This is a genomic window from Burkholderia sp. BCC1208 (assembly GCF_902833095.1).
Taxonomy (GTDB): Bacteria; Pseudomonadota; Gammaproteobacteria; order Burkholderiales; family Burkholderiaceae; genus Burkholderia.
The window spans coordinates 30329-51513 of sequence record NZ_CADFDY010000007.1 but is presented as its reverse complement, the minus strand read 5'-3'; the positions used below and the strand labels follow the sequence as shown (position 1 = coordinate 51513).

The 21185-nt window shown below is 67.3% G+C and carries 16 protein-coding genes; 6 read left to right on the top strand and 10 right to left on the bottom strand.

The window, feature by feature from the left end; genetic code table 11:
* Positions 1 to 174: 174 nt before the first annotated feature.
* Entirely contained in the window at positions 175 to 1839 is a 1665-nt protein-coding gene (locus tag HWX09_RS17555; protein ID WP_027780732.1) for an acid phosphatase, read from the bottom strand.
* A gap of 457 nt (positions 1840 to 2296) precedes the next feature.
* Here HWX09_RS17555 and ftsH point away from each other — a divergent pair, with 457 nt between their 5' ends.
* Entirely contained in the window at positions 2297 to 4273 is a 1977-nt protein-coding gene (ftsH, locus tag HWX09_RS17550) for an ATP-dependent zinc metalloprotease FtsH (protein WP_027780731.1), read from the top strand.
* Between the two features lie 165 nt (positions 4274 to 4438).
* On the opposite strand, the gene otsA is transcribed toward ftsH, so the two are convergent.
* The 3 genes from otsA to HWX09_RS17535 all read right to left on the bottom strand — a co-directional run bounded on the left by otsA (position 4439) and on the right by HWX09_RS17535 (position 10598).
* Entirely contained in the window at positions 4439 to 5845 is a 1407-nt protein-coding gene (gene otsA, locus HWX09_RS17545) for an alpha,alpha-trehalose-phosphate synthase (UDP-forming) (protein ID WP_027780730.1), read from the bottom strand.
* 643 nt (positions 5846 to 6488) lie between these two features.
* On the bottom strand, positions 6489 to 8108 hold the full coding sequence (locus HWX09_RS17540) for a methyl-accepting chemotaxis protein (protein ID WP_027780729.1): 1620 nt from the start codon (positions 8106 to 8108) through the stop codon (positions 6489 to 6491).
* Positions 8109 to 8570: 462 nt separating this feature from the next.
* A complete protein-coding gene (locus HWX09_RS17535) occupies positions 8571 to 10598 on the bottom strand; it encodes a TonB-dependent receptor (RefSeq protein WP_027780728.1) in 2028 nt (675 codons plus the stop codon).
* Positions 10599 to 11069: 471 nt separating this feature from the next.
* Here HWX09_RS17535 and adhP point away from each other — a divergent pair, with 471 nt between their 5' ends.
* Positions 11070 to 12098, top strand: coding sequence for an alcohol dehydrogenase AdhP (gene adhP, locus HWX09_RS17530; RefSeq protein ID WP_027780727.1), 1029 nt, complete (start codon positions 11070 to 11072; stop codon positions 12096 to 12098).
* A 69-nt stretch (positions 12099 to 12167) separates the two neighbouring features.
* Here adhP and HWX09_RS17525 read toward each other — a convergent pair whose 3' ends face one another.
* The 3 genes from HWX09_RS17525 to HWX09_RS17515 form a co-directional block, all read right to left on the bottom strand.
* Complete coding sequence (locus tag HWX09_RS17525) at positions 12168 to 13613, bottom strand: sialidase family protein (RefSeq protein WP_027780726.1); 1446 nt, start codon at positions 13611 to 13613, stop codon at positions 12168 to 12170.
* 454 nt (positions 13614 to 14067) lie between these two features.
* The gene (locus tag HWX09_RS17520; protein ID WP_027780725.1) at positions 14068 to 14499 is read right to left on the bottom strand and encodes a MarR family transcriptional regulator; all 432 of its coding nucleotides are present in this window, start codon (positions 14497 to 14499) and stop codon (positions 14068 to 14070) included.
* Complete coding sequence (locus HWX09_RS17515) at positions 14496 to 15413, bottom strand: alpha/beta hydrolase (protein ID WP_027780724.1); 918 nt, start codon at positions 15411 to 15413, stop codon at positions 14496 to 14498. The genes HWX09_RS17520 and HWX09_RS17515 overlap by 4 nt, the downstream gene beginning before the upstream one ends.
* A gap of 351 nt (positions 15414 to 15764) precedes the next feature.
* On the opposite strand from HWX09_RS17515, the gene HWX09_RS17510 reads away from it, so the two are divergent.
* The 4 genes from HWX09_RS17510 to HWX09_RS17495 are packed head-to-tail and all read left to right on the top strand — an operon-like array spanning position 15765 to position 16787.
* Entirely contained in the window at positions 15765 to 16016 is a 252-nt protein-coding gene (locus tag HWX09_RS17510) for an AbrB/MazE/SpoVT family DNA-binding domain-containing protein (protein ID WP_027780723.1), read from the top strand.
* Positions 16010 to 16360, top strand: a complete 351-nt coding sequence (locus HWX09_RS17505) for a type II toxin-antitoxin system ChpB family toxin (protein WP_027780722.1) — start codon at positions 16010 to 16012, stop codon at positions 16358 to 16360. Before HWX09_RS17510 ends, HWX09_RS17505 begins: the two co-directional genes overlap by 7 nt.
* Positions 16361 to 16378: 18 nt before the next feature.
* Positions 16379 to 16537, top strand: a complete 159-nt coding sequence (locus tag HWX09_RS17500; RefSeq protein WP_230469035.1) for a hypothetical protein — start codon at positions 16379 to 16381, stop codon at positions 16535 to 16537.
* A gap of 37 nt (positions 16538 to 16574) precedes the next feature.
* Positions 16575 to 16787: a hypothetical protein gene (locus HWX09_RS17495; RefSeq protein WP_155257261.1), complete on the top strand. Its 213-nt coding sequence runs from the start codon at positions 16575 to 16577 to the stop codon at positions 16785 to 16787.
* Between the two features lie 217 nt (positions 16788 to 17004).
* Here HWX09_RS17495 and HWX09_RS17490 read toward each other — a convergent pair whose 3' ends face one another.
* The 3 genes from HWX09_RS17490 to HWX09_RS17480 are packed head-to-tail and all read right to left on the bottom strand — an operon-like array spanning position 17005 to position 21178.
* Positions 17005 to 17937 (bottom strand): ABC transporter substrate-binding protein, encoded by a 933-nt coding sequence (locus tag HWX09_RS17490; protein WP_027780721.1) that lies wholly within the window; start codon positions 17935 to 17937, stop codon positions 17005 to 17007.
* Positions 17938 to 17971: 34 nt separating this feature from the next.
* The gene (locus HWX09_RS17485) at positions 17972 to 19765 is read right to left on the bottom strand and encodes an amino acid ABC transporter permease/ATP-binding protein (RefSeq protein ID WP_080681155.1); all 1794 of its coding nucleotides are present in this window, start codon (positions 19763 to 19765) and stop codon (positions 17972 to 17974) included.
* A 60-nt stretch (positions 19766 to 19825) separates the two neighbouring features.
* Entirely contained in the window at positions 19826 to 21178 is a 1353-nt protein-coding gene (locus HWX09_RS17480; RefSeq protein ID WP_027780720.1) for an LLM class flavin-dependent oxidoreductase, read from the bottom strand.
* Positions 21179 to 21185: the final 7 nt, after the last annotated feature.

Here is a 21185-nt window from a genome sequence, read left to right as displayed (position 1 = left end):
CGAAACGTCCGAGGAAGTCGAATGCGGTACGCAGATGCGGCCCGTCCGTCGCGCACGTCGTGTGCGGCGCATTGCGCGGCGCCGCCTAGCCTCGCCGGGCCGGCAACGAACGACGCCCCGGGCCATCCATCGTGTGGCCCGGGGCGTCGTCGTTTCCGGTGATCAACCCGGCGATCAGCCGAGATCGAGCGCGTTCGTCAAATCGCCCGGCGGTGTCGCGCCGCGTGCGGCGAACGCGTTGTTGCGCAACACCACGCCGTCGAGCGGCGCGAGGCCGTGCACGCGGCTGATGAAGCGCAGGATCGAGTTCGTGTCGTACAGCGTGTGATCGACGAAGCCCTTTTTCGCGAACGGCGAGATCACGAGCGCCGGGATCCGCGAGCCCGGGCCCCAGCGATCGCCGACCGGCGGGGCGACGTGATCCCACCAGCCGCCATTCTCGTCGTGCGTCATCACGATCACGGTGTTTTCCCATTGCGGGCCGCGCCGGATATGGTCGATCACGGTCGCGATGTGACGGTCGCCCGATTCGATGTCCGCATAGCCCGCATGCATGTTCAGGTTGCCCTGCGGCTTGTAGAACGTGACGGCCGGCAGGCGGCCCGCGTCGATGTCGGCGATGAAGTGGTTGGTCGACGGCTCGTCGCCGAGCCCCGCATCGCGCAGGTGCCGGCGGCGGGCCTCGGTGCCGGGCGCGTAGTTCGCGAAGTAGTTGAACGGCTGGTGATGGTACTGAAAATCGGGCACGGTGCCCGTGTCGCGATGCTCGAGCGCGTACTGCCACGCACCGCTGTACCACGCCCAGTCGATGTTCTTTTCCGACAGGCGGTCGCCGATCGTCGCGTAGCCCTGCGGCGGCATCACGCGATGGTCGGCCGGATCCGCATACGCGGCGTTGCCCGGATCGGGCGGCGGCACGTAGCTCGGCTGGTAGGGCGGCGCCATCGTGTTCACGCCGTAGCCGTCCGGCGTCAGCGGGCCGTCGCCAGCGAACTTCGGCGGGCCGTCGAGCGCGGACGCAGGCGAATCGTCGGCGAGCTTCAGGCGCGTGCCGGCCGGATCGTCGCCTTCGACCTTCGACAGCAGTTTCGCCGCATGCGGATGCTTGTGCGCGTCCGGATACAGCGGCGGTTGCGCGGAGATCAGGAACATGTGGTTCATCCACGAACCGCCGAAGGCCGCCATGAAGAAGTTGTCGCACAGCGTGTATTGCCGCGCGAGATTCCACAGCCGCAGCGTGTCGGCCGAATTGCGGTAATGGCCCATCACGAGGCCGCCCGAATCGGCCCACGCGGCGAACTGATTATTGCGACCGCCCGCGATCTGCATCTGGTTCTGGTAGAAGCGATGCCACAGGTCACGCGTGATCACCCCGTTCGGCAGCGGCTTGCCCTGCGCGTCGGAAATCCGGAACGGCGCGTTCGGCAGCTTGTCGATGTCGCGCTCGGCGATCGCGTAGCGCTTGCCGTCCACTTCCTGCGCCTGCGGCACGAGCCCGCCCCAGATCTTCGGCAGTACCGGCAGCGGCGTCTTCCCATCGCGATCGAACTGCTGCGCGTGTTCGGGCCGCACTTCGCTGAGCGGATGACGCACGCCCGGGAAATCGCCGTACAGATTCGCGAAGCTGCGGTTTTCCGCATAGATCACGACGATGTGGCGCACGCGCTGGCGTAACGCTTCGTCGATGCGCAGGTCGGCGGCCGAACGTGGCGCGTTGCCCGCGGTGGTCTCGCAGCCGGCGAGCGCGACACCGGCGCCAAGGGCGGCGATGCCGCCGAGTACACGGCGGCGGTCGGGATCGGCGGGCAGGTCGTCGGGGCGATCGGGGGTGTCGTTCACGTCGTGGCTCCTCGGATGGGTGGGTGTTGTCGTTCGATGCGTGCCGGCGCCGCGGGCTGCCGCGACGCAGGGCGGAATGCTACGGCCGGCATCGCGCGCGGCGGCGCGACGCGATTGTCATGAAAATGTCATGAACGCGACTATAACGCGCCAAGGGGGCAGATGAAAGCTGCTTGTCGGACGATTCGACGCTCGCGCGGCGAGCGGTGCGCGATGCCCGCGCGCGAACTAGACTGGAACCAGGGGCGGCGCGCGGCGGTATGCCGCCCGGGCGAGGATCGCCCCGCGACGCCGGCCCACGGTGTTGCCGAGGCGGCATCGATGCGACGAACGACGCGAGACAGCGAGGCGACGATGGCGTGGATGCATGCCGTTTCCGCATGGCGGCCGCGTACCGTTTCCGCGCGCGTGCCGGTGTGAGTGCACGCGGCGCAGCAGATACGGCCGGCCCGATGCCATGGATAGGAAATTCGACTACCCGGGATTGCTGATCGCGGCGGGCTTCTTCGTGCTGTTCGCCGCGCAGTTGCTGATGCTGCACCCGACGTCGACACCGATCGCGTACAGCGATTTCCACCGGCTCGTCGCCGCGCGGCTCGTCGACGATCTCGAGGTCGGCCCAGCGTCGATCTCGGGCGCGCTGAAGATGCCGCAGGCCGGCACGATGCTGCCGGCGTCAGACGCGGCGGTCGTGCAGCAGGCCGGCGCGCCGTGGCGCTTCACGACCAGCCGCGTGACCGACGAACACCTGATCGACACGCTGACCGCCGCCGGCATCCGCTATCACGGCACGCCCGACACGGGGTGGATCGCGTCGCTCGCGTCGTGGCTGCTGCCGCTCATGCTGCTCGTGTTCGTGTGGAACATGATGCTGCGCAAGCGCGGCGGGCTGCAGGACTTTACCGGGATGGGCAAGAGCCGCGCGCGCGTGTACGTGCAGCAGGAAACCGGCATCACGTTCGACGACATCGCGGGCATCGACGAAGCGAAGGCCGAACTGCAGCAACTCGTCGCATTCCTGCGCAATCCCGATCGCTACCAGCGGCTCGGCGGCAAGATCCCGAAAGGCGTGCTCGTCGTCGGCGCGCCGGGTACGGGCAAGACGCTGCTCGCGCGCGCGGTGGCCGGCGAGGCGGCCGTGCCGTTCTTCTCGATCAGCGGCTCCGCGTTCGTCGAGATGTTCGTCGGCGTGGGCGCCGCGCGCGTGCGCGACCTGTTCGAGCAGGCGCAGCAGAAGGCACCGTGCATCGTGTTCGTCGACGAGCTCGATGCGCTCGGCAAGGTGCGCGGCGTCGGCCCGATGTCGGGCAACGACGAGCGCGAACAGACGCTCAACCAGTTGCTGGTCGAGATGGACGGCTTCCAGGCCGGCTCCGGCGTGATCATCATGGCCGCGACGAACCGGCCCGAGATCCTCGATCCCGCGCTGCTGCGGCCGGGCCGTTTCGACCGGCACATCGCGATCGACCGGCCCGACGTGAACGGTCGCCGCCAGATCCTCGGCGTGCACGTGAAGCACGTGAAGCTCGCGGCCGACGTCGATCTCGGCGAGCTTGCGTCGCGCACGCCGGGCTTCGTCGGCGCCGATCTCGCGAACGTCGTCAACGAGGCCGCGCTGCATGCGGCCGAACTCGGCAAGCCGGCGATCGGCATGGCCGATTTCGACGAGGCGATCGATCGCGCGCTGACGGGCCTCGAGCGCAAGAGCCGCGTGATGAACGAGCAGGAGAAGCTGACGATTGCATATCACGAAGCCGGCCATGCGCTCGTCGCGGAAAGCCGCGCGCATTGCGACCCGGTGAAGAAGGTGTCGATCATTCCGCGCGGCGTCGCCGCGCTCGGCTACACGCAGCAGGTGCCGACCGAGGATCGCTACGTCCTGCGCCGCAGCGAGCTGCTCGACCGGATCGATGCGCTGCTCGGCGGGCGCGTGGCGGAAGAACTCGTGTTCGGCGACGTCTCGACCGGTGCGCAGAACGACCTGGAACGCGCGACCGCGATGGCGCGCCACATGGTCATGCAGTACGGGATGAGCGAGAAGATCGGGCTCGCGACGTTCGACGACGGCGACGTGCGCCAGGGCATGCCCGGCGCGTGGCATGCGGAGGGCGGTCGCTGTAGCGAGCACACCGCGCGAATGATCGACGAAGAGGTGCGGACGCTGTTGACCGATGCGCATGCGCGCGTGGCGGCGACGCTCGGCGAGCGCCGCGACGCGCTCGAACGCATCGCGCGACGGCTGTTGCAATGCGAGGTGCTCGAACGCGACGCGCTGCAGGCGCTGATCGACGGGCGGATCGAACCGTCGTCGGCGACGTCGGTGTCACCCGGCGACGAAACGAACGCGCGCGGCGGCGCGATCGAAACGGAGCAGGCCTCCACCGTCGAGCGCGATTTCATCGCGTATCGCCGGCCGCACGAACCCGATCGCTGATGCCGGTGCGAGGGCCGGCGACCGGTGCGCGTCGATATTCCGATACCGTGCGCTTTCTTTTCTATCTTTCCCGTCACGGAGTCGCCATGAGCGACGCGCACGTCTCGATCGAACGGCGTCGCGCTCGAATGCACGATGACGAAGGTGTGAGCGCGCGTCGGCGCGTCAGGATTCGGTCGCGGCCGCGACTTCGGCCGCTTCGGCGAGCGCTTCGAGAAAGCGCGTGCGCCACCAGTGCACGTCGCTCTTGCGCACGATCGCCATCAGCCCGGCGTGACGCTGGCGGCGCTCTTCGAGCGGCATCGTGAGCGCCCGCTGGATCGCCTGCGCGGTGCCTTGCGTGTCGTACGGATTGACGAGCAGCGCCGACTTCAATTGCTCGGCCGCGCCCGCGAAACGCGACAGCACGAGCACGCCCGGGTCGGCCGCGTCCTGCGCGGCGAGGAACTCTTTCGCGACGAGGTTCATCCCGTCGCGCAGCGGCGTGACGAGTGCGACCCGGCTCGCGCGGTAGAGGCCCGGCAGGCGCTTGCGCGCGACGGTGCGGTGAATGTAGCGCATCGGCATCCATTCGAGCTCGCCGTAGTCGCCGTTGATCGCGCCGCACAGGCTGTCCATCTCGCGCCGCAGGTCGTCGTAGGCGCCGAGATCCTCGCGGCTCGGTGCGGCGATCTGGATCAGCGTCGCACGGTCGCGGTTCTCCGGATACTGTTCGAGCAATTCGCGGAACGCATGCACGCGCTGCGGCAGCCCTTTCGTGTAATCGAGCCGGTCGACGCCGACCAGCAACTGGCGGCGCGAATATTCGTCGCGCATTCGTTCGAACATGGCGAGGCCGTCGCGATCGCGCGCGAGCGACTCGAATTCGTCGACGTTGATGCCGATCGGGAATGCGCCGGCCGACAGCGTACGGCCGAACGCGCGCAGTCGGCCGTCCGGCAGCCGCGCCGCGCCGGCTTCCGCTTCGACGTAATGCTCGAAGTGGAGCAGATCCGATTCGGTCTGGAAGCCGACGAGGTCGTACGCGAACAGCGAGCGCATCAGCCATTCGTGCTCCGGGATTGCCGCCATGATCGGCGGCGGCGGCATCGGGATGTGCAGGAAGAAGCCGATCGGATTCGTGCAGCCCATCGCGCGCAGCTCGGCCGCGAGCGGAATCAGCTGATAGTCGTGGACCCAGATGGTGTCGTCGGGCCGCAGCAGCGTGCGCAGCTTGCGCGCGAACAGCTGGTTCACGCGTCGGTAGCCGTCGGCGAAGCGCCGGTCGAACTGCGCGAGATCGAGCCGGTAGTGAAACACCGGCCATAGGACGTTGTTCGAGTAACCGAGGTAGTAAGCGTCGTAATCCTGCGGATCGAGATCGACCGTCGCGAGCTGGATGCCGCCGACGTTCTGGATCTGCACGTCGTCGCCATGCGCGGGCTGATCGTCGCCGCCCCGTAGCCTGCCGCTCCAGCCGAACCAGACGCCGCCGGTTTCCTGCAGGCTGTCCTTCACGGCTACGGCGAGGCCGCCGGCCGCGGCTTTACGGGGATCTGCGATGCGATTGGATACGACGACGAGTCGGCTCACCAGCTCTCCTGAAGATTGTTGGGGAAGGTTCGTGCGGCCAGGGCGCGAGAGGCAGACGCCGCCATCGGCGCGCGCTGCGCGATACGACGGGGCCGCATGGCGATCGGACGGGAGTCAGGGCACGCGATTCGCCGTCCGGTCGAAAAGTGCTTTTTTAGGATACTCGTCATTCGTGCGTTTTAAAAGTCCGTGTCGACGAACGGCGCGGGCGAGCATGCCGCGCGGGATCGACGGCGGCGCTGCGGCAACGGGCGATGCGGGAGCGGGACCGAAACTTGCGCCGCACTTAGAAGCCGTGTGTGCAAGGCCGTGCGGCGAGTGGGGCGAATCGCGTGTGACGGTGCCGACGATGCGTATGCGTGCATGACGGCATGCGTATCGACTGGAATGATTTTCGATGCGGATGTGGCGGTTACATGCCGTGCGCGGGTCTCGCGGGCCTATATGCACGCATGCCGCGAACGTGCGACGCGCAGCGGCACCGCGCGCCGCCGTGGGCGTGCGCTTCCCGGCGCATCGGACGACGACGATGCGCCGGCGCATCGCGTGCCGCGCGCGGCCGCGCATCGTGCGGGGCGCGCCAGCGCGACACAGGCGGACAAGCGGAACAGCGTGCGCATCGTCGTCTCCTTCGCGTATGCCGTTACGCGGCAGCCGGTTGCCAGCGACGCAGGTCGGCTTCCCGCGCATGCGTGCCGGGCAATGCCGCATGGGCGTCAGCCGGCATCCGGAATACGGCGACCGTTTCGGACAACTCGCGGCCCTGCGCCTCGAGCGACTTCGATGCGGCCGCCGCCTGCTCGACGAGCGCCGCGTTCTGTTGCGTCGTCTCGTCCATCTGCGTGATCGTCAGATTCACCTGGTCGATGCCGCGGCTCTGCTCGGCCGACGCGGCCGCGATCTCGCCCATGATGTCCGTCACGCGCGCCACGGCCTGCGTGACGTCGGACATCGTCTTGCCGGCTTCGCCCGCGAGCGCCGAACCGTCGCGGATCGTCTGCACCGACGCGGAGATCAGCTCCTTGATTTCCTTCGCCGCCGTCGACGAGCGCTGCGCGAGACTGCGCACCTCGCTCGCGACGACCGCGAAGCCGCGACCCTGTTCGCCCGCGCGGGCGGCTTCGACCGCCGCGTTGAGCGCGAGGATGTTGGTCTGGAACGCGATGCCTTCGATGATGCCGGTGATGTCGGCGATCTTCGACGAGCTTTGGCCGATCTCCGTCATCGTATCGACCACGCGACCTACCACTGAACTGCCGCGATGCGCGACGTCCGACGCATTCGCGGCGAGCGTGCTCGCCTGCTGCGCGTTTTCCGCGTTCAGGCGCACGGTGGACGTGAATTGCTCCATCGTCGCCGCTGTTTCCTGCAGCGATGCGGCCTGTTCCTCGGTGCGCAGGCTCAGGTCGAGGTTGCCCGATGCGATCTCGCTGACCGCGTGCGCGATGCTGTTCGACGAGTCGCGCACGCGGCCGACGATGCCGATCAACCGCTCGTTCATCGTCCGCAGCGCGTCGAGCAGGTCGCGCGTTTCGTCGTTGCCGCGCACCTCGATGCGGCTGCCGAGATCGCCGTTCGCCACCGTGCGCGCGACGTCCACGGCCGAGCCGATCGGCACCGTGATCTTGCGCGTCAGCCACAGGCCGCCGCCGGTCGCGATCGCGATGGCGAGCAGGCTGATGCCGGCCAGCAGGTTGCGCTCCACCGCGTAGCGATCCGCGAATGCCTGCGCGATCTCGATTTCGCGTTCATGCGTATAGGTCGCGTAGGCGTCGGTCGCACGCACCAGTTGCGCGAGCAGCGGGCGGCAATTGTCGTCGATGTCGGCGATTGCCTCGTCCTTCTTGCCGGCTTGCGCGAGCCCGACGATGCGCAGCGCGACCGGCCCGTAGCGGGTTTCGATGCGTACGATCTCGGCCACCAGTTCGCGTGCGCGAGCGGAGGTGTCGGTCGCGTCCGCCATGAGTTCCTTGAGCTTCGCGAGATGGTCCTGCACGTCCTTGTGCGCGCGGTTCACCTCGGCCAGTTCGGCCTCGATGTCGGACGGCCGGGTGACGAGCACGAGATTGCGCGCGGCGATCGCGCGCCGGTCGACCGCGGTGCGGATTTGCGCGGACAGGTTCGCCCGCGCGTTGATGCCGTTCATGTAGCGTGAAAACTCGGTGTTGGTGTCGGACAGTGCCTTGAGGGCCATGCCCGATACGGTCACGACGACCGCGGCGAGCAGGCCGAAGCCGCCAAGGAGTTTTGTTTTGATGCTCATTCTGGCGATTTTCACGTGGTGCCCCTGCGCGTGTGGTTTGGTAAATTGAATTTATCGTGCGACCAGATACGGGCTCGTGCCGGATTTAACGGGCATTCGGGATGATTCTTTAGCCTTCGAAAACCCTTACATTCGTTTTCTTGATGCTGACGGCCTTATCGGATGGGCTTTCTTGATCTGGATCAAAAATCTCGCGGGGCGCGGTTATTCAATTTGTTATGCGCAGGATTTGAAGCCGGCTTTACTGGCAAAACAAAAAACATCTTTTTTATAATAATCATCAGATGATTTCGTTCTGATTTACTGGCGAATAAAGGAATTTCGTTACGATGCGCGGGTTCGACGTGAACGGTGTAATCGACGTAATGGCGCGATGGATTGACGAATAAAACGGAACGGCGCGGGCGGTTCGCATTCGCGCCGGTAACAGGCCCGCGGCGGGCGCCGCGGGCCGTACGAGGGTCAGAACGTGGTGCGCAATCCGGCCATCACGCTGCGGCCGCCTTCCGGTGCGAAGCCGCGCACGACCGAAGTCGAGTAGCGAATCTCCTGGTTTGTCAGGTTGTCTCCGCGCAGGTACGCGAGCCAGTGCGTCGAGCCGACGCGGAACTTGTAGGTCAGCATCACGCCGAGCGACGTGTAGCCGTCCGTCGAGAAGTCGTTGTCGGGTACCCGATGCTGCGACCACGCGTGCGTGACCTGCGCACGCGCGCCGAACGGGCCGTAACCGTAGTCGGCCGCAAGCGTCGCGCGCAGCGGCGCGATGCGCGGCAACGGCTGGCCCGTGTCGACGTTGCGCGCGTGCGTATAGTCGGCCGTCAGTTCGAGATCGACCGTATGGCCGCGCCGCGCGAATGCCCGCCACTTGCCGTCCAGCTCGATGCCGTAGAACTCGGCGCGCACGCCGCGATAGATCGCCTCGTTGAGCGAGCCGTCGGTGCCGGGCGCGACGGGCTCGCCGTCGCCGTCCACCACGCGGCCGGTGTTGTACTCGGTCAGGTAGTTGGAGAAGCGGTTGTAGAACACGCCGACGCTGCCGCGGTTCGGCCCGCTCGCATAGCGCAGCGACAGGTCGGTCGACACGGCTTTTTCCTTCGACGCGTTCGGGTTGCCGATCAGGAACTGGCCGGTCGCATCGTGCGGGCCGTTCGAATACAGCTCGTAGAAGGTCGGCGCGCGTTCGGTGTAGGCGACGTTCGCCGCGATCGACCATACCGGCGTCAGCGAGAACAGCGCGCCGGCCGACAGGCTGCCGGCGTTGAAGTCGCGCGGCTGCGCGAGCGCGAATTTTTCGACGCCGGCCGGATCGGGATCGACCTTCACGTGCTCGAAGCGGCCGCCGAGGCTCAGCTTCAGCGCCGGGACGACCTGCCATTCCTCGAGGCCGAACAGCGCGACGCTGTTCGTGCGCGTGGACGGCACGAGCAATTCGTCGCCGAGGGCGGAGAACGTGTTCTGGCCGAACTGCACGCCGATCGCGCCTTCGAACGGGCCGATCTTGCGATGGCGCGCCTCGATGCGCGCCTCGTAGCCGCGGTTGCGGAAGGTGGTCGCCGTCTCGCCGTTGTCGACTTCCTTGTGGCGGTAGTCGGTGTACGCGAAGTCGAATTTCAGCTTCGTGAACGGTCCGCTCAGGTTGCGTACCTCGGAGGCGAGCGCGAGGCGTTCCTGGCGCATCCGCAGCCGCACGTCGCTTTCCGCGACGGAGCCGTAGTTCGACTCGTAGCCGCTGTACGACAGGCCCGCGAAACCGTCTGCCCACGTGTACGACGCGCCGACCGCGCCGCCGTGCACGCGGCCGTCGCTGTTCGGCACGTTGCCTTCCGGTTGCGGCGTGTCGGGGCCGTCGATCGCGCGTTGCTGGCTGCTGCGCGCGTAGCCGGGAATCCGCAGCTTGCTCGTCTCGCGATCGAATGCATCGACGTGGAACGCGAAGCGGCCGTTGCCGCCTTCGACCTGCGCGGCGCCCGCGCGCACGGAATTCGCGCCGCCGTAGCGCGCGTCGAGCGCGCCGGTCACGCCCTCGATCGCTTCACGCGGAATCCGGTTGTCGATCGTGTTGACCACGCCGCCCACCGCATTGCCGCCGTACAGCAGCGCGGCCGGGCCGCGCACGATCTCGACGCGCTCGATCGACAGCGGATCCTGCGGCACCGCATGGTCGTACGACAGCGACGACGCGTCATAGGCCGCGACGCCGTTCTGCAGCAGCCGGATCCGGTCGCCGTCCATCCCGCGGATGATCGGACGGCCGACCATCGGCCCGTAGGTGGTGGTCGACACGCCGGGCAGTCCGTTGAGCGTTTCGCCAAGCGAATCGGCCTGGCGGCGCGTCAGCGCATCGCCGGAAAGCTGGACGGTCGGTGCGATCAGTTCGGTGTCGCCCAGCGGGTTCGCGGTCACGAAGATCGGTGCGAGCGGGGCGGCGGCCGGCGTGCCGGATGCGGCGGGCGCATCGGTCTGCCCGTGGGCGACGGCGGCGAACAGCATCAGCGACAAGGACGAGAGCGGGCGAAGCGGTAAGCGAGGGTGGTCGCGCATGGTCGGTGAATCGGTTGGAATCGGATCGGATAACGAGCGATGCGGGTCACCGCTAGATACGATATATTGTTGCGTCAATGACGCGCAATGACCCGTTGAAACATGGCTCGGCGAGGCTCGGCCACCTCGGTTGGAATGGCGTCAGGCGGACGAGCACGCGAAATGATATGTTATATCATTTCAAATTCCAAGCCGAATGGCAGGATCCCGTCGGGTTTCCGTTGGATCGGCGATGGCCGTGGGAGCGGCGGGGCGGCGACGCGGCGTGCAAACGCCGGCTCGAGCTTTCGCGTCAAACGACGCCGATCGTGGCGAAGCCGCGTTGACCGTGGCATGCGCCCCGATGCGTTGACGCGTATCAACGTGCTCCGATTCCGAAACCGGATACTGGGTTGCTCATCGACCAGACAGGAGCAACGCATGACCCAGACCATGAAAGCGGCCGTGGTACACGCGTTCGGCGAGCCGTTGCGCATCGAGGAAGTCCCGATCCCCGCACCGGGGCCCGGCCGGATTCTCGTCAACATCAAGGCGTCGGGCGTGTGCCATACCGATCTGCACGCGGCCGACGGCGACTGGCCCGTCAAGCCGTCGCTGCCGTTCATCCCGGGCCATGAAGGCGTGGGGATCGTCGCGGCGGTCGGGGCGGGCGTCACGCACGTGCGCGAGGGCGACCGTGTCGGTGTGCCGTGGCTCTACACGGCCTGCGGTCATTGCGAGTACTGCTGCACGGGCTGGGAAACGCTGTGCCATGGCCAGCAGAACACCGGTTATTCGGTGAACGGCAGCTACGCGGAATACGTGCTGGCCGATCCCGATTACGTCGGCCAGTTGCCCGCGCAGGTCGAGTTCGACGAGATCGCGCCGATCCTGTGCGCGGGCGTCACGGTCTACAAGGGCATTCGCGTCACCGACACGCGTCCGGGCCAGTGGCTGGCGATTTCCGGCATTGGCGGCCTCGGGCACGTGGCCGTGCAGTATGCGCGTGCGATGGGCCTGCACGTCGCGGCCGTCGACATCTCGCCCGACAAGCTCGCGCTGGCGCGGCAACTGGGTGCACACCTGACGATCGATGCATCGGTCGACGATCCCGCGAAAGTGATCCAGAAGGAAATCGGCGGCGCGCACGGCGTGCTCGTCACGGCCGTGTCGCGCGGCGCGTTCGCGCAGGCGCTCGGGATGGTCCGGCGCGGCGGTACGGTGGCGCTCAACGGCCTGCCGCCCGGCGATTTCCCGTTGCCGATCTTCTCGACCGTGCTGAACGGGATCACCGTGCGCGGGTCGATCGTCGGCACGCGGCGCGATCTGCAGGAGTCGCTCGATTTCGCGGCGGACGGCCTGGTGCGCGCCCACATCCACCGCGACCGGCTCGCCAACATCAACGACGTATTCGCGAAGCTGAGGCAAGGGAAGGTCGACGGGCGCATCGTGCTGACCGACATGCATTGATGCGCCGAACCTGCGCCCGCCCGCCGCGCGGCGCATGGCGTCGCGCGGCGGCGTGACGTCATCCTCGCATCACGGCGCGAAGAACACGTCGGTGCGGTTCGTCAGGTTGCCCGCGTTGGTCTGGACGAAGAACGGATGGAACGACGACGACGGGAGGACGTCGAGCCCCTGGTAGTCGCCGATGAAGAACCCTTCGGCATTGGGCGCGAGCTTCATGTCGAACGGGCCGCCGACGCGCCGCTCGTCCGCGAACGTGGCGCCGCCGTCGTGCGAGATCTTGCGCCAGAAGCCGGTCGGCAGCGTCGTCGTGTTGCCGGCCTGCAGGTCGCGGAAGTCGTAGTACGTGACCATCACCGCACCCGTGTTGTCGACGCGCACCGATGGATTGAACGCGGGGCGCCCGGTCGGCGTGTTCACCTGTTGCGGCGTGCTCCATGTCGCGCCGCCGTTCTTCGACGTCGATATCGCGATCTCGTCGTACGTGCCGCCGTTGAAGCGGCTGTCCTGCCACACGACGTAGAGCTGCCCCGATGCCGGGTCGATCGCCGGCTCCGGAATGATGTCGCCGGTGCGCACGGGTTCGCCGGTGTTCGGATCCGTGACGCCGACCGTCTGCAGTCCCGCGATCACCTGCGGCTTGGTCCACGTCGCGCCGTCGTCGGTCGACTTGATGAACGCGACCTTGCCGGCCGCCTTGCTGAACGGCGGCTGGATCAGGTCGAAGAAATCGTAGAGCGTGCCGCTCTTCGGATCGACGACGATCTGGTTGCCGATCGTCTGCTGACGCGACGGGACATTGACGATGACCTTCGCGGCGCTCCACGTCTTGCCGCCGTCGGTCGTCTTCGAGAACAGCGTCGGCCCGCGGAATGCCTGCGTGTGCAGGTTCGCGTACGGGTTGCCGTTCGGCAGTTCGAGGCGGTCCCATACCGCGTATGCGGTGCCGGCCTTCACCGGGTTGGCAGTCACCGATTCCTTGTCGTTGAAGAATTGCGTCGTCGGTTCGTCGTTCGCGATCAGCACGGCCGGGCCGCTCCACGTCTGTCCGCCGTCGGTCGAGACGGACGCGGCGACCGCGTTGCCGTTGTTCGACTGATTGAACGAGATCGACACCGAGTACGCGGTGCCGTCCGGACCGAACGACACCCATGGATCGGATGCGCGCTCGTACTTCAGTCCGCCCGGCGCGCATGCGCTGAACGGCTGCGGCGTGCGCGCCCAGGTTGCGCCGGCATCGAACGAGTAGCCGGCGACGAGCCCGTGGGCGCCGCCGTTCGACCAGCGGTCCTGCTGCCACACGCCGATCATGTTGTTCGGATTCGCCGGGTTGACCGCGAGCCACGGTTCGACTTCTGCATTCACGTAGTTGGTGCCCGGGCCGCCGATGGTGCACGCGGCGAACGGGCTGGGGCCCGACACGACGACGGGTTCGGCGTGCGCCGCGGCAGCGGCGGCCAGCGCCATCGCGGCGGACAGGCGGGTGACAAGCGGATGGGACACGATCATGCGTCGCATGGACGACTCCTCGGTGAGGTGCGGATGCGATGGCGGGGCACGACGAGACGACGCGAGCCGGGGCGCGGCCAATCGAGCCGCGCGCGTCGTTACGTGCCGTTCAGCATGCCGCTTCGGTCATCGCCATCCGCGTGCGCTGGATGCCGCCAGCGCTTCGGTTAAGACTCCTCTTCATTTTCATTGCTTGTCGGGTGTGCCTGCGATGTCGACCCGACGGGAAAGCCGGTCCGGGCATGCGACGAATGCGTCGAAGTGGATTGCAATGTAGGCGATTCGAATGCCGCGCGACAGACGGTTTTTTGTAACAGTACGTAGCCGGAAAGCGTTGCCGGAAGCGGGCGCGGGCACGCAAGATTTGCCGCTGCGGCGGCATGAAAATCGAATCGAAAACGCGAATCGCAATCGCTCGCGATTGATGTCGGCGCGAGCCGCTCGTGAGCGCGTGACGCGCTGCTCAGCGCTCCGCTGGAAACCGCTCCTGCAACGCGTGCAGCCAGCGCGCGACGACATCGAGTTCGTCGTCGGAAAACCCGTCGCACAGCTTGCCGTTGAGTTCGCGCAGCAGCACGCGTGCGCGCTTGAGTGCCGCGAGGCCTTCGTCGGTCAGGTACAGCCGCGTCGCGCGGCCGTCGTCCGAATCGGCATGACGCGTAATGAGGCCGGCTTTCGCCATGCGGTCGGCGAGCCCCGTCATCGCGGACGGCGCGAGCTGCAATGCGGCGCCGACTTCGCCAATCAGCGCGCCGTCCTGCTTCGCGAGACAGAACAGCGCGCCGGCCTGCGCGGCGCTCGCGCGCGTCTCGGTTTCGGCCTTGCGGTCGATCCAGCGCTGCACGCGCCGCTGGCCGATGTTCAACATGAAAAACAGTCGTCGGTCTTCGCTCAAGCTGGGTTCCCGGCTGCAATGGAAAGGGAGGGGCGGCTCGCGGTGCGCGGCGTGTCGAGCGCCTGTGCGAGCCAATCGGCGACGTCGGGCCACAGCACGGCGCCGGGCCGGCTGCGAAAGAAGCCCATGTGCCCGACCGGGCCGCTGCCCGCCGCGCGCGGATCGATCTGGCGGCGTTCGACCTTCGCGCGGGTCAGATAGCTTACCAGCAGGCCGATCGCGGCCGGGTTAGCCCACGGATCGTCGTCGAAGCCGAGCGCAAGGATCGGCAACTGCTGCTTCGAGAAGCGCTCGGCCGCGCCGAGTGTCGGATCGTCGAAGAAATAGTGCGGCAGCGTCGTCCAGCGGCTCCATTCGCGGAACACGCCCGCCGGCAGATCCTCGCCGAGCCCGAGCCGCTTGCCGGGCACGTAGCCGAGCAGCGCGGACATCAGCGGGCCGAGTACGCGCAGGATCAGCCGCACCTTCAGGCGTTCGGTGGCCTGCGCGATCAGCCGCGTGCTGCCGGCATGCGCGGCGACGAGCACGGCGGCGCGCAGATGCGGCGTCGCGCCGGACAGCCCGATCGCGTGTCCGCCGACGCTGTGGCCGATCGCCAGCAGCGGCAGCCCTTCATACGTGTGCCGGGCCCACGCGGTCGCGGCGGCCACGTCGAGCTCCATCCAGTCGCGCATGCGGGCCTGCAGCGCGCCCAGACGCGCGGGCCGCGATGCGCCGATGCCGCGGTAGTCGTAGGTCAGCGCCGCGAAACCGCGTTCGGTCAGAAAGCGCGCGAAGCCTGCATACAGCCGTTCAGGGACGGCCGTCGCCGGATGGATCAGCACCAGTGCGCGCGGTTCGGCGTCGGGTGTCCACAGCGTGCCGCGCAGCGGATAGCCGTCGATGGCGGAGAACTCGATGGGTTGGGCAGTCATGGTCGTCGTCGCTCCGGGAATTTATTTCGCATACGAAATATAATGCGAAGCTTATTTCGTGTGCGAAATATATGTCGAGGAATCGTTCGAAGGCTACGCGCGGGGACATTCTCATCTCGACCACGTTTCGCCCTATCTCGACACGTCACCACATGAACTTCGCGAAGCGACCGCCGGGATCGAGCTTTGAGAGTGAAGGGCATATATGCATAAAGGGGTGGGGGATCCCTGCCGATAACGAGCGGGTGGCTCCCCTTTGGACATGCCGATCTCCGTATCTTCATTGTAGATACTCGACGCTTGCAATTCGTCCTGCATGTATCTACAATGGATCGACACATGGAGGTGGTCATGGAACTCAAGATTCAAAAATGGGGCAATAGTGCGGCAGTTCGTCTGCCGAGCGTTTTGCTCGAACAGATCCACGCAACGGTCGGCAGTTCGCTGAGCGCGGACGTGCGTCCGGATGGCGTGTTGCTGACCCCGGCCCGCCGTAAGTATTCGCTGAATGATCTTGTCGCCCAATGCGACGCGAAAGCCCCTTTCCCGGCCGACATGGCTGCGTGGGGCGAAGTCAAGCCGGTGGGGCGTGAGGCATGGTGAGGCGAGTCAAGTTCGAGCGAGGCGATATCGTGCGCGTGAACCTGAATCCGACTGTTGGCCGTGAGCAGCAAGGCGACTTTCGTCCGGCGCTTGTGCTCTCGCCCGCAGCGTTCAACGCTTTGGGCGTTGCACTGGTCGCACCGATCACCCAGGGTGGCGAATTTGCCCGCTTCGCAGGGTTCGCGGTACCGCTGTCCGGTGCGGGGACCGAGACGCAAGGCGTAGCGCTCGTGAACATGGTTCGCATGCTTGATCTGGAAGCGCGGGGCGCTCGCAAGGTCGAACGCGCACCTGTTGAGGTTGTAGAAGATGCACTCGCTAGGCTTCAGACGATCATCGAGTAAGAAAAACGGCGGTGCAAGATGGTGTTCGACACGATGAAGCGCGAATTGAGCGAGCTGGTCGACCTTGTTCGCCGGACGACCGAATGGGAGACGTCGGTCGACTGTGGAAAAGCGAATCTCGTGGACGTTCCGGCTGACGCTCGCTTGGCGCATCACGCGCGCCTGGCGCGGATGTAGACTTGCGCGCCAAATACGACCTGTAGCGGAAAACGTCATGAGTGAACGTTATCGACCAGGCCACGATGCGGAAGCGAATGTGCGTCGAGTCGTGCGCGATACCTATCCAATGGCGACTTCTACTTACGATGAGCATGACGCAATCGTCTACGACGAAGCTACTGGCGACCTGCTCGGCACGGCGAATGAGGGCGATTGGGCTGACGAGATGGCCTGGCAGGACGCAGCCCGACGCGCGATGCGAGATTGAGGACGGAAAACTCATGCTCGACTACGGGCGCGCACTGATCCCGGCGATCCGTGCGCGGGTTGCAGAGCTTGACCGGCAGGGCTCGGCGGTACCGGTTTGGGCAAGAGGCCCGGCTGTCGACCGGCGGGGCGGCCGGGCACGTCCGGGACAGCGCTGCACCGCCCATGACGGCCCTCGCGCGCAGCGCGACCTGAACGGCGACCCACGTCGCCGCTCGTCAGAACGACGGCAACCCCGGCGGATTGGTTTCCGCCCGCGCGATCGCTTCACTCTGCAATCCCCAACGCGCCAGCGCCTGCCCGTAGCGGCCATTGCCGATCAATGCATTGGTCGCGAGCGTCAGCGCGGGCGCGAGCCCGCTGCCGCGACGTGTCGCGATCGCGACATCCGCATTCGCCGGCCAGCCGGCATTGACGACACCGACACGCCGGATCTTGCCGCTGCGCGCGGCCTCGTACGCGAGCGACGCGTTCGGGTTCAACTCCGCGTCCGCCCGGCCCGACAGCAGCGCGACGCGCGCCGTTGCATCGTCGTCGAAATAGAGCAGCTCGGCCGGCTTGAGCCCCTGCGCGACGTTGCGCTTGCTCCATTCGAGCAGAATGCGCTCCTGGCTCGTGCCGGCGCCGGTGATGATCCGCAAACCCGCGATGTCCTTCGGCTCGGCGATTTTCTGGATCGGGCTGCCGGTGCGCACGTAGAAGCCGTGCAGCCCGAGCCGGTAGGTCGTGAAATCGTATTTCTCCTTGCGCTTCTCGGTCACGCCGACGTTCGAGATCACCGCGTCGTACTTGCCGGACGTCAGCCCGAGCGGCCAGTCGGCCCATGCGATGGGCACCAGCACGAGCGTACGGCCGAGCGCGTCGGCAACGAGCTGCGCATAGTCGGGATCGGCGCCGACCACGGTGCGCGCATCGGTCGCATAGGTCGATACGGGCGGCGCGTGCGGCGAAATCGCGACCGTGAACGCGCCGTCGCGCACCCAGCGGTAGCCGCTTGCCGCGCGGATGGCCGCGTCGTCGGGGCCGGCGCGCACGCGCCCGGCCTGGCGCGGATTGAGGTCGGCGGTGGCCGCAGCCGCGCGCGCCGCATGCCACGGCAAGCCCGTTGCCGCGACCAGCGCGGCCGTGATGAACTGGCGTCGATCGGTCATCGCGCGGCACCTCGCGAGTCGGAAGCGGCGCGCATCACAGCACCCGCGACAGGAACGCGCGGGTGCGCGGATGCGACGGTGCATCGAGCACGACGGCCGGCGGCCCGGCCTCGACGATGCGCCCGCGTTCCATGAAGAGCACGTTGTCCGCCACTTCGCGTGCGAAGCCGATCTCGTGCGTGACGATCACGAGCGTCGTGCCCGAGCGCGCGAGTTCCTTGATCACGTCGAGCACCTCGTTGACGAGTTCCGGGTCGAGCGCCGACGTCGGCTCGTCGAACAGCAGCACCTTCGGCCGCAATGCGAGCGCCCGCGCGATCGCGACGCGTTGCTGCTGGCCGCCGGACAACTGGCGCGGATACGCATCGGCTTTGTCCGCGAGGCCGACCCGCGCGAGCAGCGTGCGCGCGGCGTGCTCGGCTGCGTCGCGCGTCAGGCCGGCGGCGGCGACCGGCGCTTCGACCAGGTTCTCGAGCACCGTCAGGTGCGGGAACAGGTTGAAGTTCTGGAACACCATGCCGACGGCCGTGCGCCGCTTCAACACGTCGCGTTCGCTCAATTCGTGCAGCACGTCGCCGTCGCGGCGATAGCCGATCAGTTCGCCGTCGATGTCGATGAAGCCGTCGTCGACGCGTTCGAGATGGTTGATCGTACGCAGCAGCGTCGACTTGCCGGAGCCCGACGGACCGACGATCACGGTCACGCTGCCGCGCGGTGCGACGAACGACACGTTGTCGAGCACGCGCTGCATGCCGAACTGCTTCGACACGCCATGCACGGCCACTTCGCCGCCGGTGCGCGACACGGCGGCCGCGGTATCGGTGCGGGTGTCGCCCGCGGCCTGCGTGCCCGATGCCGCGCGGCGCGACGCGACACGCCGCGATAGCGCGCCGATGCGCGCAAGCGCGAACGTGAGCGCGGACGGCGGCGGATTGCGCAGCGCGCCGCGCGCATAGTGCCGCTCGACCTGCACCTGGATCGCGGACAGCACGGTCAGGATGATCAGGTACCAGACGGTCGCGACCATCAGCAGCGGAATCACTTCGAGGTTGCGGCGATAGATCACCTGCACCGTATAGAACAACTCCGGCATCGCGAGCACGTACACCATCGACGTGCCTTTCGCGAGCGAGATCAGGTCGTTGAACGCGGTCGGCAGGATCGCGCGCATCGCCTGCGGCAGCACGATCCGCGACGTCTGCCGGCCGCGCGGCAGCCCGAGCGCGGCGGCGGCCTCGAGCTGCCCCTGGTCGACCGCGAGAATGCCGCCGCGGATCACTTCCGCGGAAAACGCCGCATGGTTCAGCGTGAGGCCGAGCACGGCCGCGAGGAACGGGCTGATGAGGTCGGTCGTCGGCGTGTCGAACCACACGATGTCGGTGAACGGCACGCCGAGCCGCACATGCTCGTACAGGTAGCCGAGGTTGTTCAGGATCAGCAGCAGCACGATCAGCGGAATCGAGCGGAACAGCCACACGAAGGTCCACGCGCTGGCGGACAGCAGGCGCGAGCGCGACAGCCGGGCCAGCGCGACGAACGCGCCGAGCACGAAGCCGAACACCGCGCCGAGCAGCGTCAGCACCAGCGTGCGCGCGAGCCCCGACAGCACCGGCGGCGACAGGAACCATTCGGCGAACACCGGCCAGCCCCATTGCGGGTTGCCGAGGACCGAATGCAGCGTGATCGCGATCAGCACGAGCGCGAGCACGGTGCCGGCCGTGCGCGACCGGTGGCGCGCGGGCACGATCCGCAAACGCGTGCCGGGCTCGCGTGCGCCGGAGGAAGAGAGCGGCGGCAGCGCGCCGCCGAGGTGGGTCGTGTCGCTCATGTGGTCAGAATCCTCGAATCGATCGTTCGGCGGGCGCGCCGCGCACGCGGCGCGGCGGCGTCAGGCGTGCGCTTCGACAGCCGTTTCTTTTGCGGCGCCGGGCGTCGCGTAGCGGCTCGCCTTGCGCGGCAGACCGAGGTGGTCGCGCAGCGTGGCGCCGGGCAGGTCGCGGCTGTAGCGGCCGCGCGCCTCGAGCACCGGAATCACGAGTTCGATGAAATCGTCGATACCCTGCGCCTGTACCGGAAAACCGAGGATGAAGCCGTCGCCGGCGCCGGCGTCGTGCCAGCGGATCAACTCGTCGGCGACGTGCTCGGCCGCGCCGATGAAGTTCGGGCGCGGCGTCGCGACCGCGAGCGCGGTCTCGCGCAGCGACAGGCCTTTTTGTTTCGCATCGGCCTTGATCCGGTCGGTGGTCGAGCGGAAGCTGTTGCGGCCGAGCTCGCCGAGTTCCGGGAACGGCGCGTCGAGCGCGTACTGCGTGAAATCGTGGTGATCGAAATAGCGGCCGAGGTACGCGAGCGCCTCGTCGATCGTCAGCAGGTCGCGGATCGCCTGGTATTTGTCCTCCGCTTCGGCGGCCGTGCGGCCGACGATCGGCCCCACGCCAGGGAAGATCTTCACGTCGCCGGCCTGCCGCCCGTGCTCGATCGCGCTCTGTTTCACCCGCCGCGTGAACGCCGCCGTTTCCTCGATCGACGGCGAATGCGTGAACACGGCATCCGCGTATTTGCCCGCGAGGCCGATCCCGGTGTCGGACGAGCCGGCCTGGAAGATCACGGGTTGCCCCTGCGGCGAGCGCTGGATGTTCAGCGGGCCCGCGACCTGGAAGAAGCGGCCGTGGTGATCGAGCGTATGCAGCTTGTCGCGATCGAAGAAGCGGCCGGTCGCGCGGTCGCGCACGAATGCATCGTCGTCCCAGCTGTCCCACAGGCCCTGCACGACCTCGAGGTATTCGTCGGCGATCTCGTAGCGCAGTTCGTGATCCGGGTGCGCCTTGCCGAAATTCTTCGCGGTGCCTTCGAGCGGCGTCGTCACGACGTTCCAGCCTGCGCGCCCGCCGCTGATCGCGTCGAGCGACGCGAGTTGGCGCGCGACCGTGAACGGCTCGCTGTACGACGTCGAGATCGTGCCCGCGAGCCCGATCTTCTTCGTCGCGACCGCAAGCGCCGACAGCACGGTCAGCGGCTCGAAGCGATTCAGGAAGTGCGGGATCGACTTCTCGTTGATGTAGAGGCCGTCCGCGACGAACGCGAACGCGATGCCGGCGGCTTCCGCCTTGCGCGCGACGCCGATCGCGAAGTCGAGGTTGATGCTCGCGTCGGGCGGGTTGCTCGGATGCCGCCACGCGTTCATATGGCTGCCTGCGCCTTGCAGCATCAGGCCGAAGGGTATCGATCGTCGGGTCGTCATGATGGGA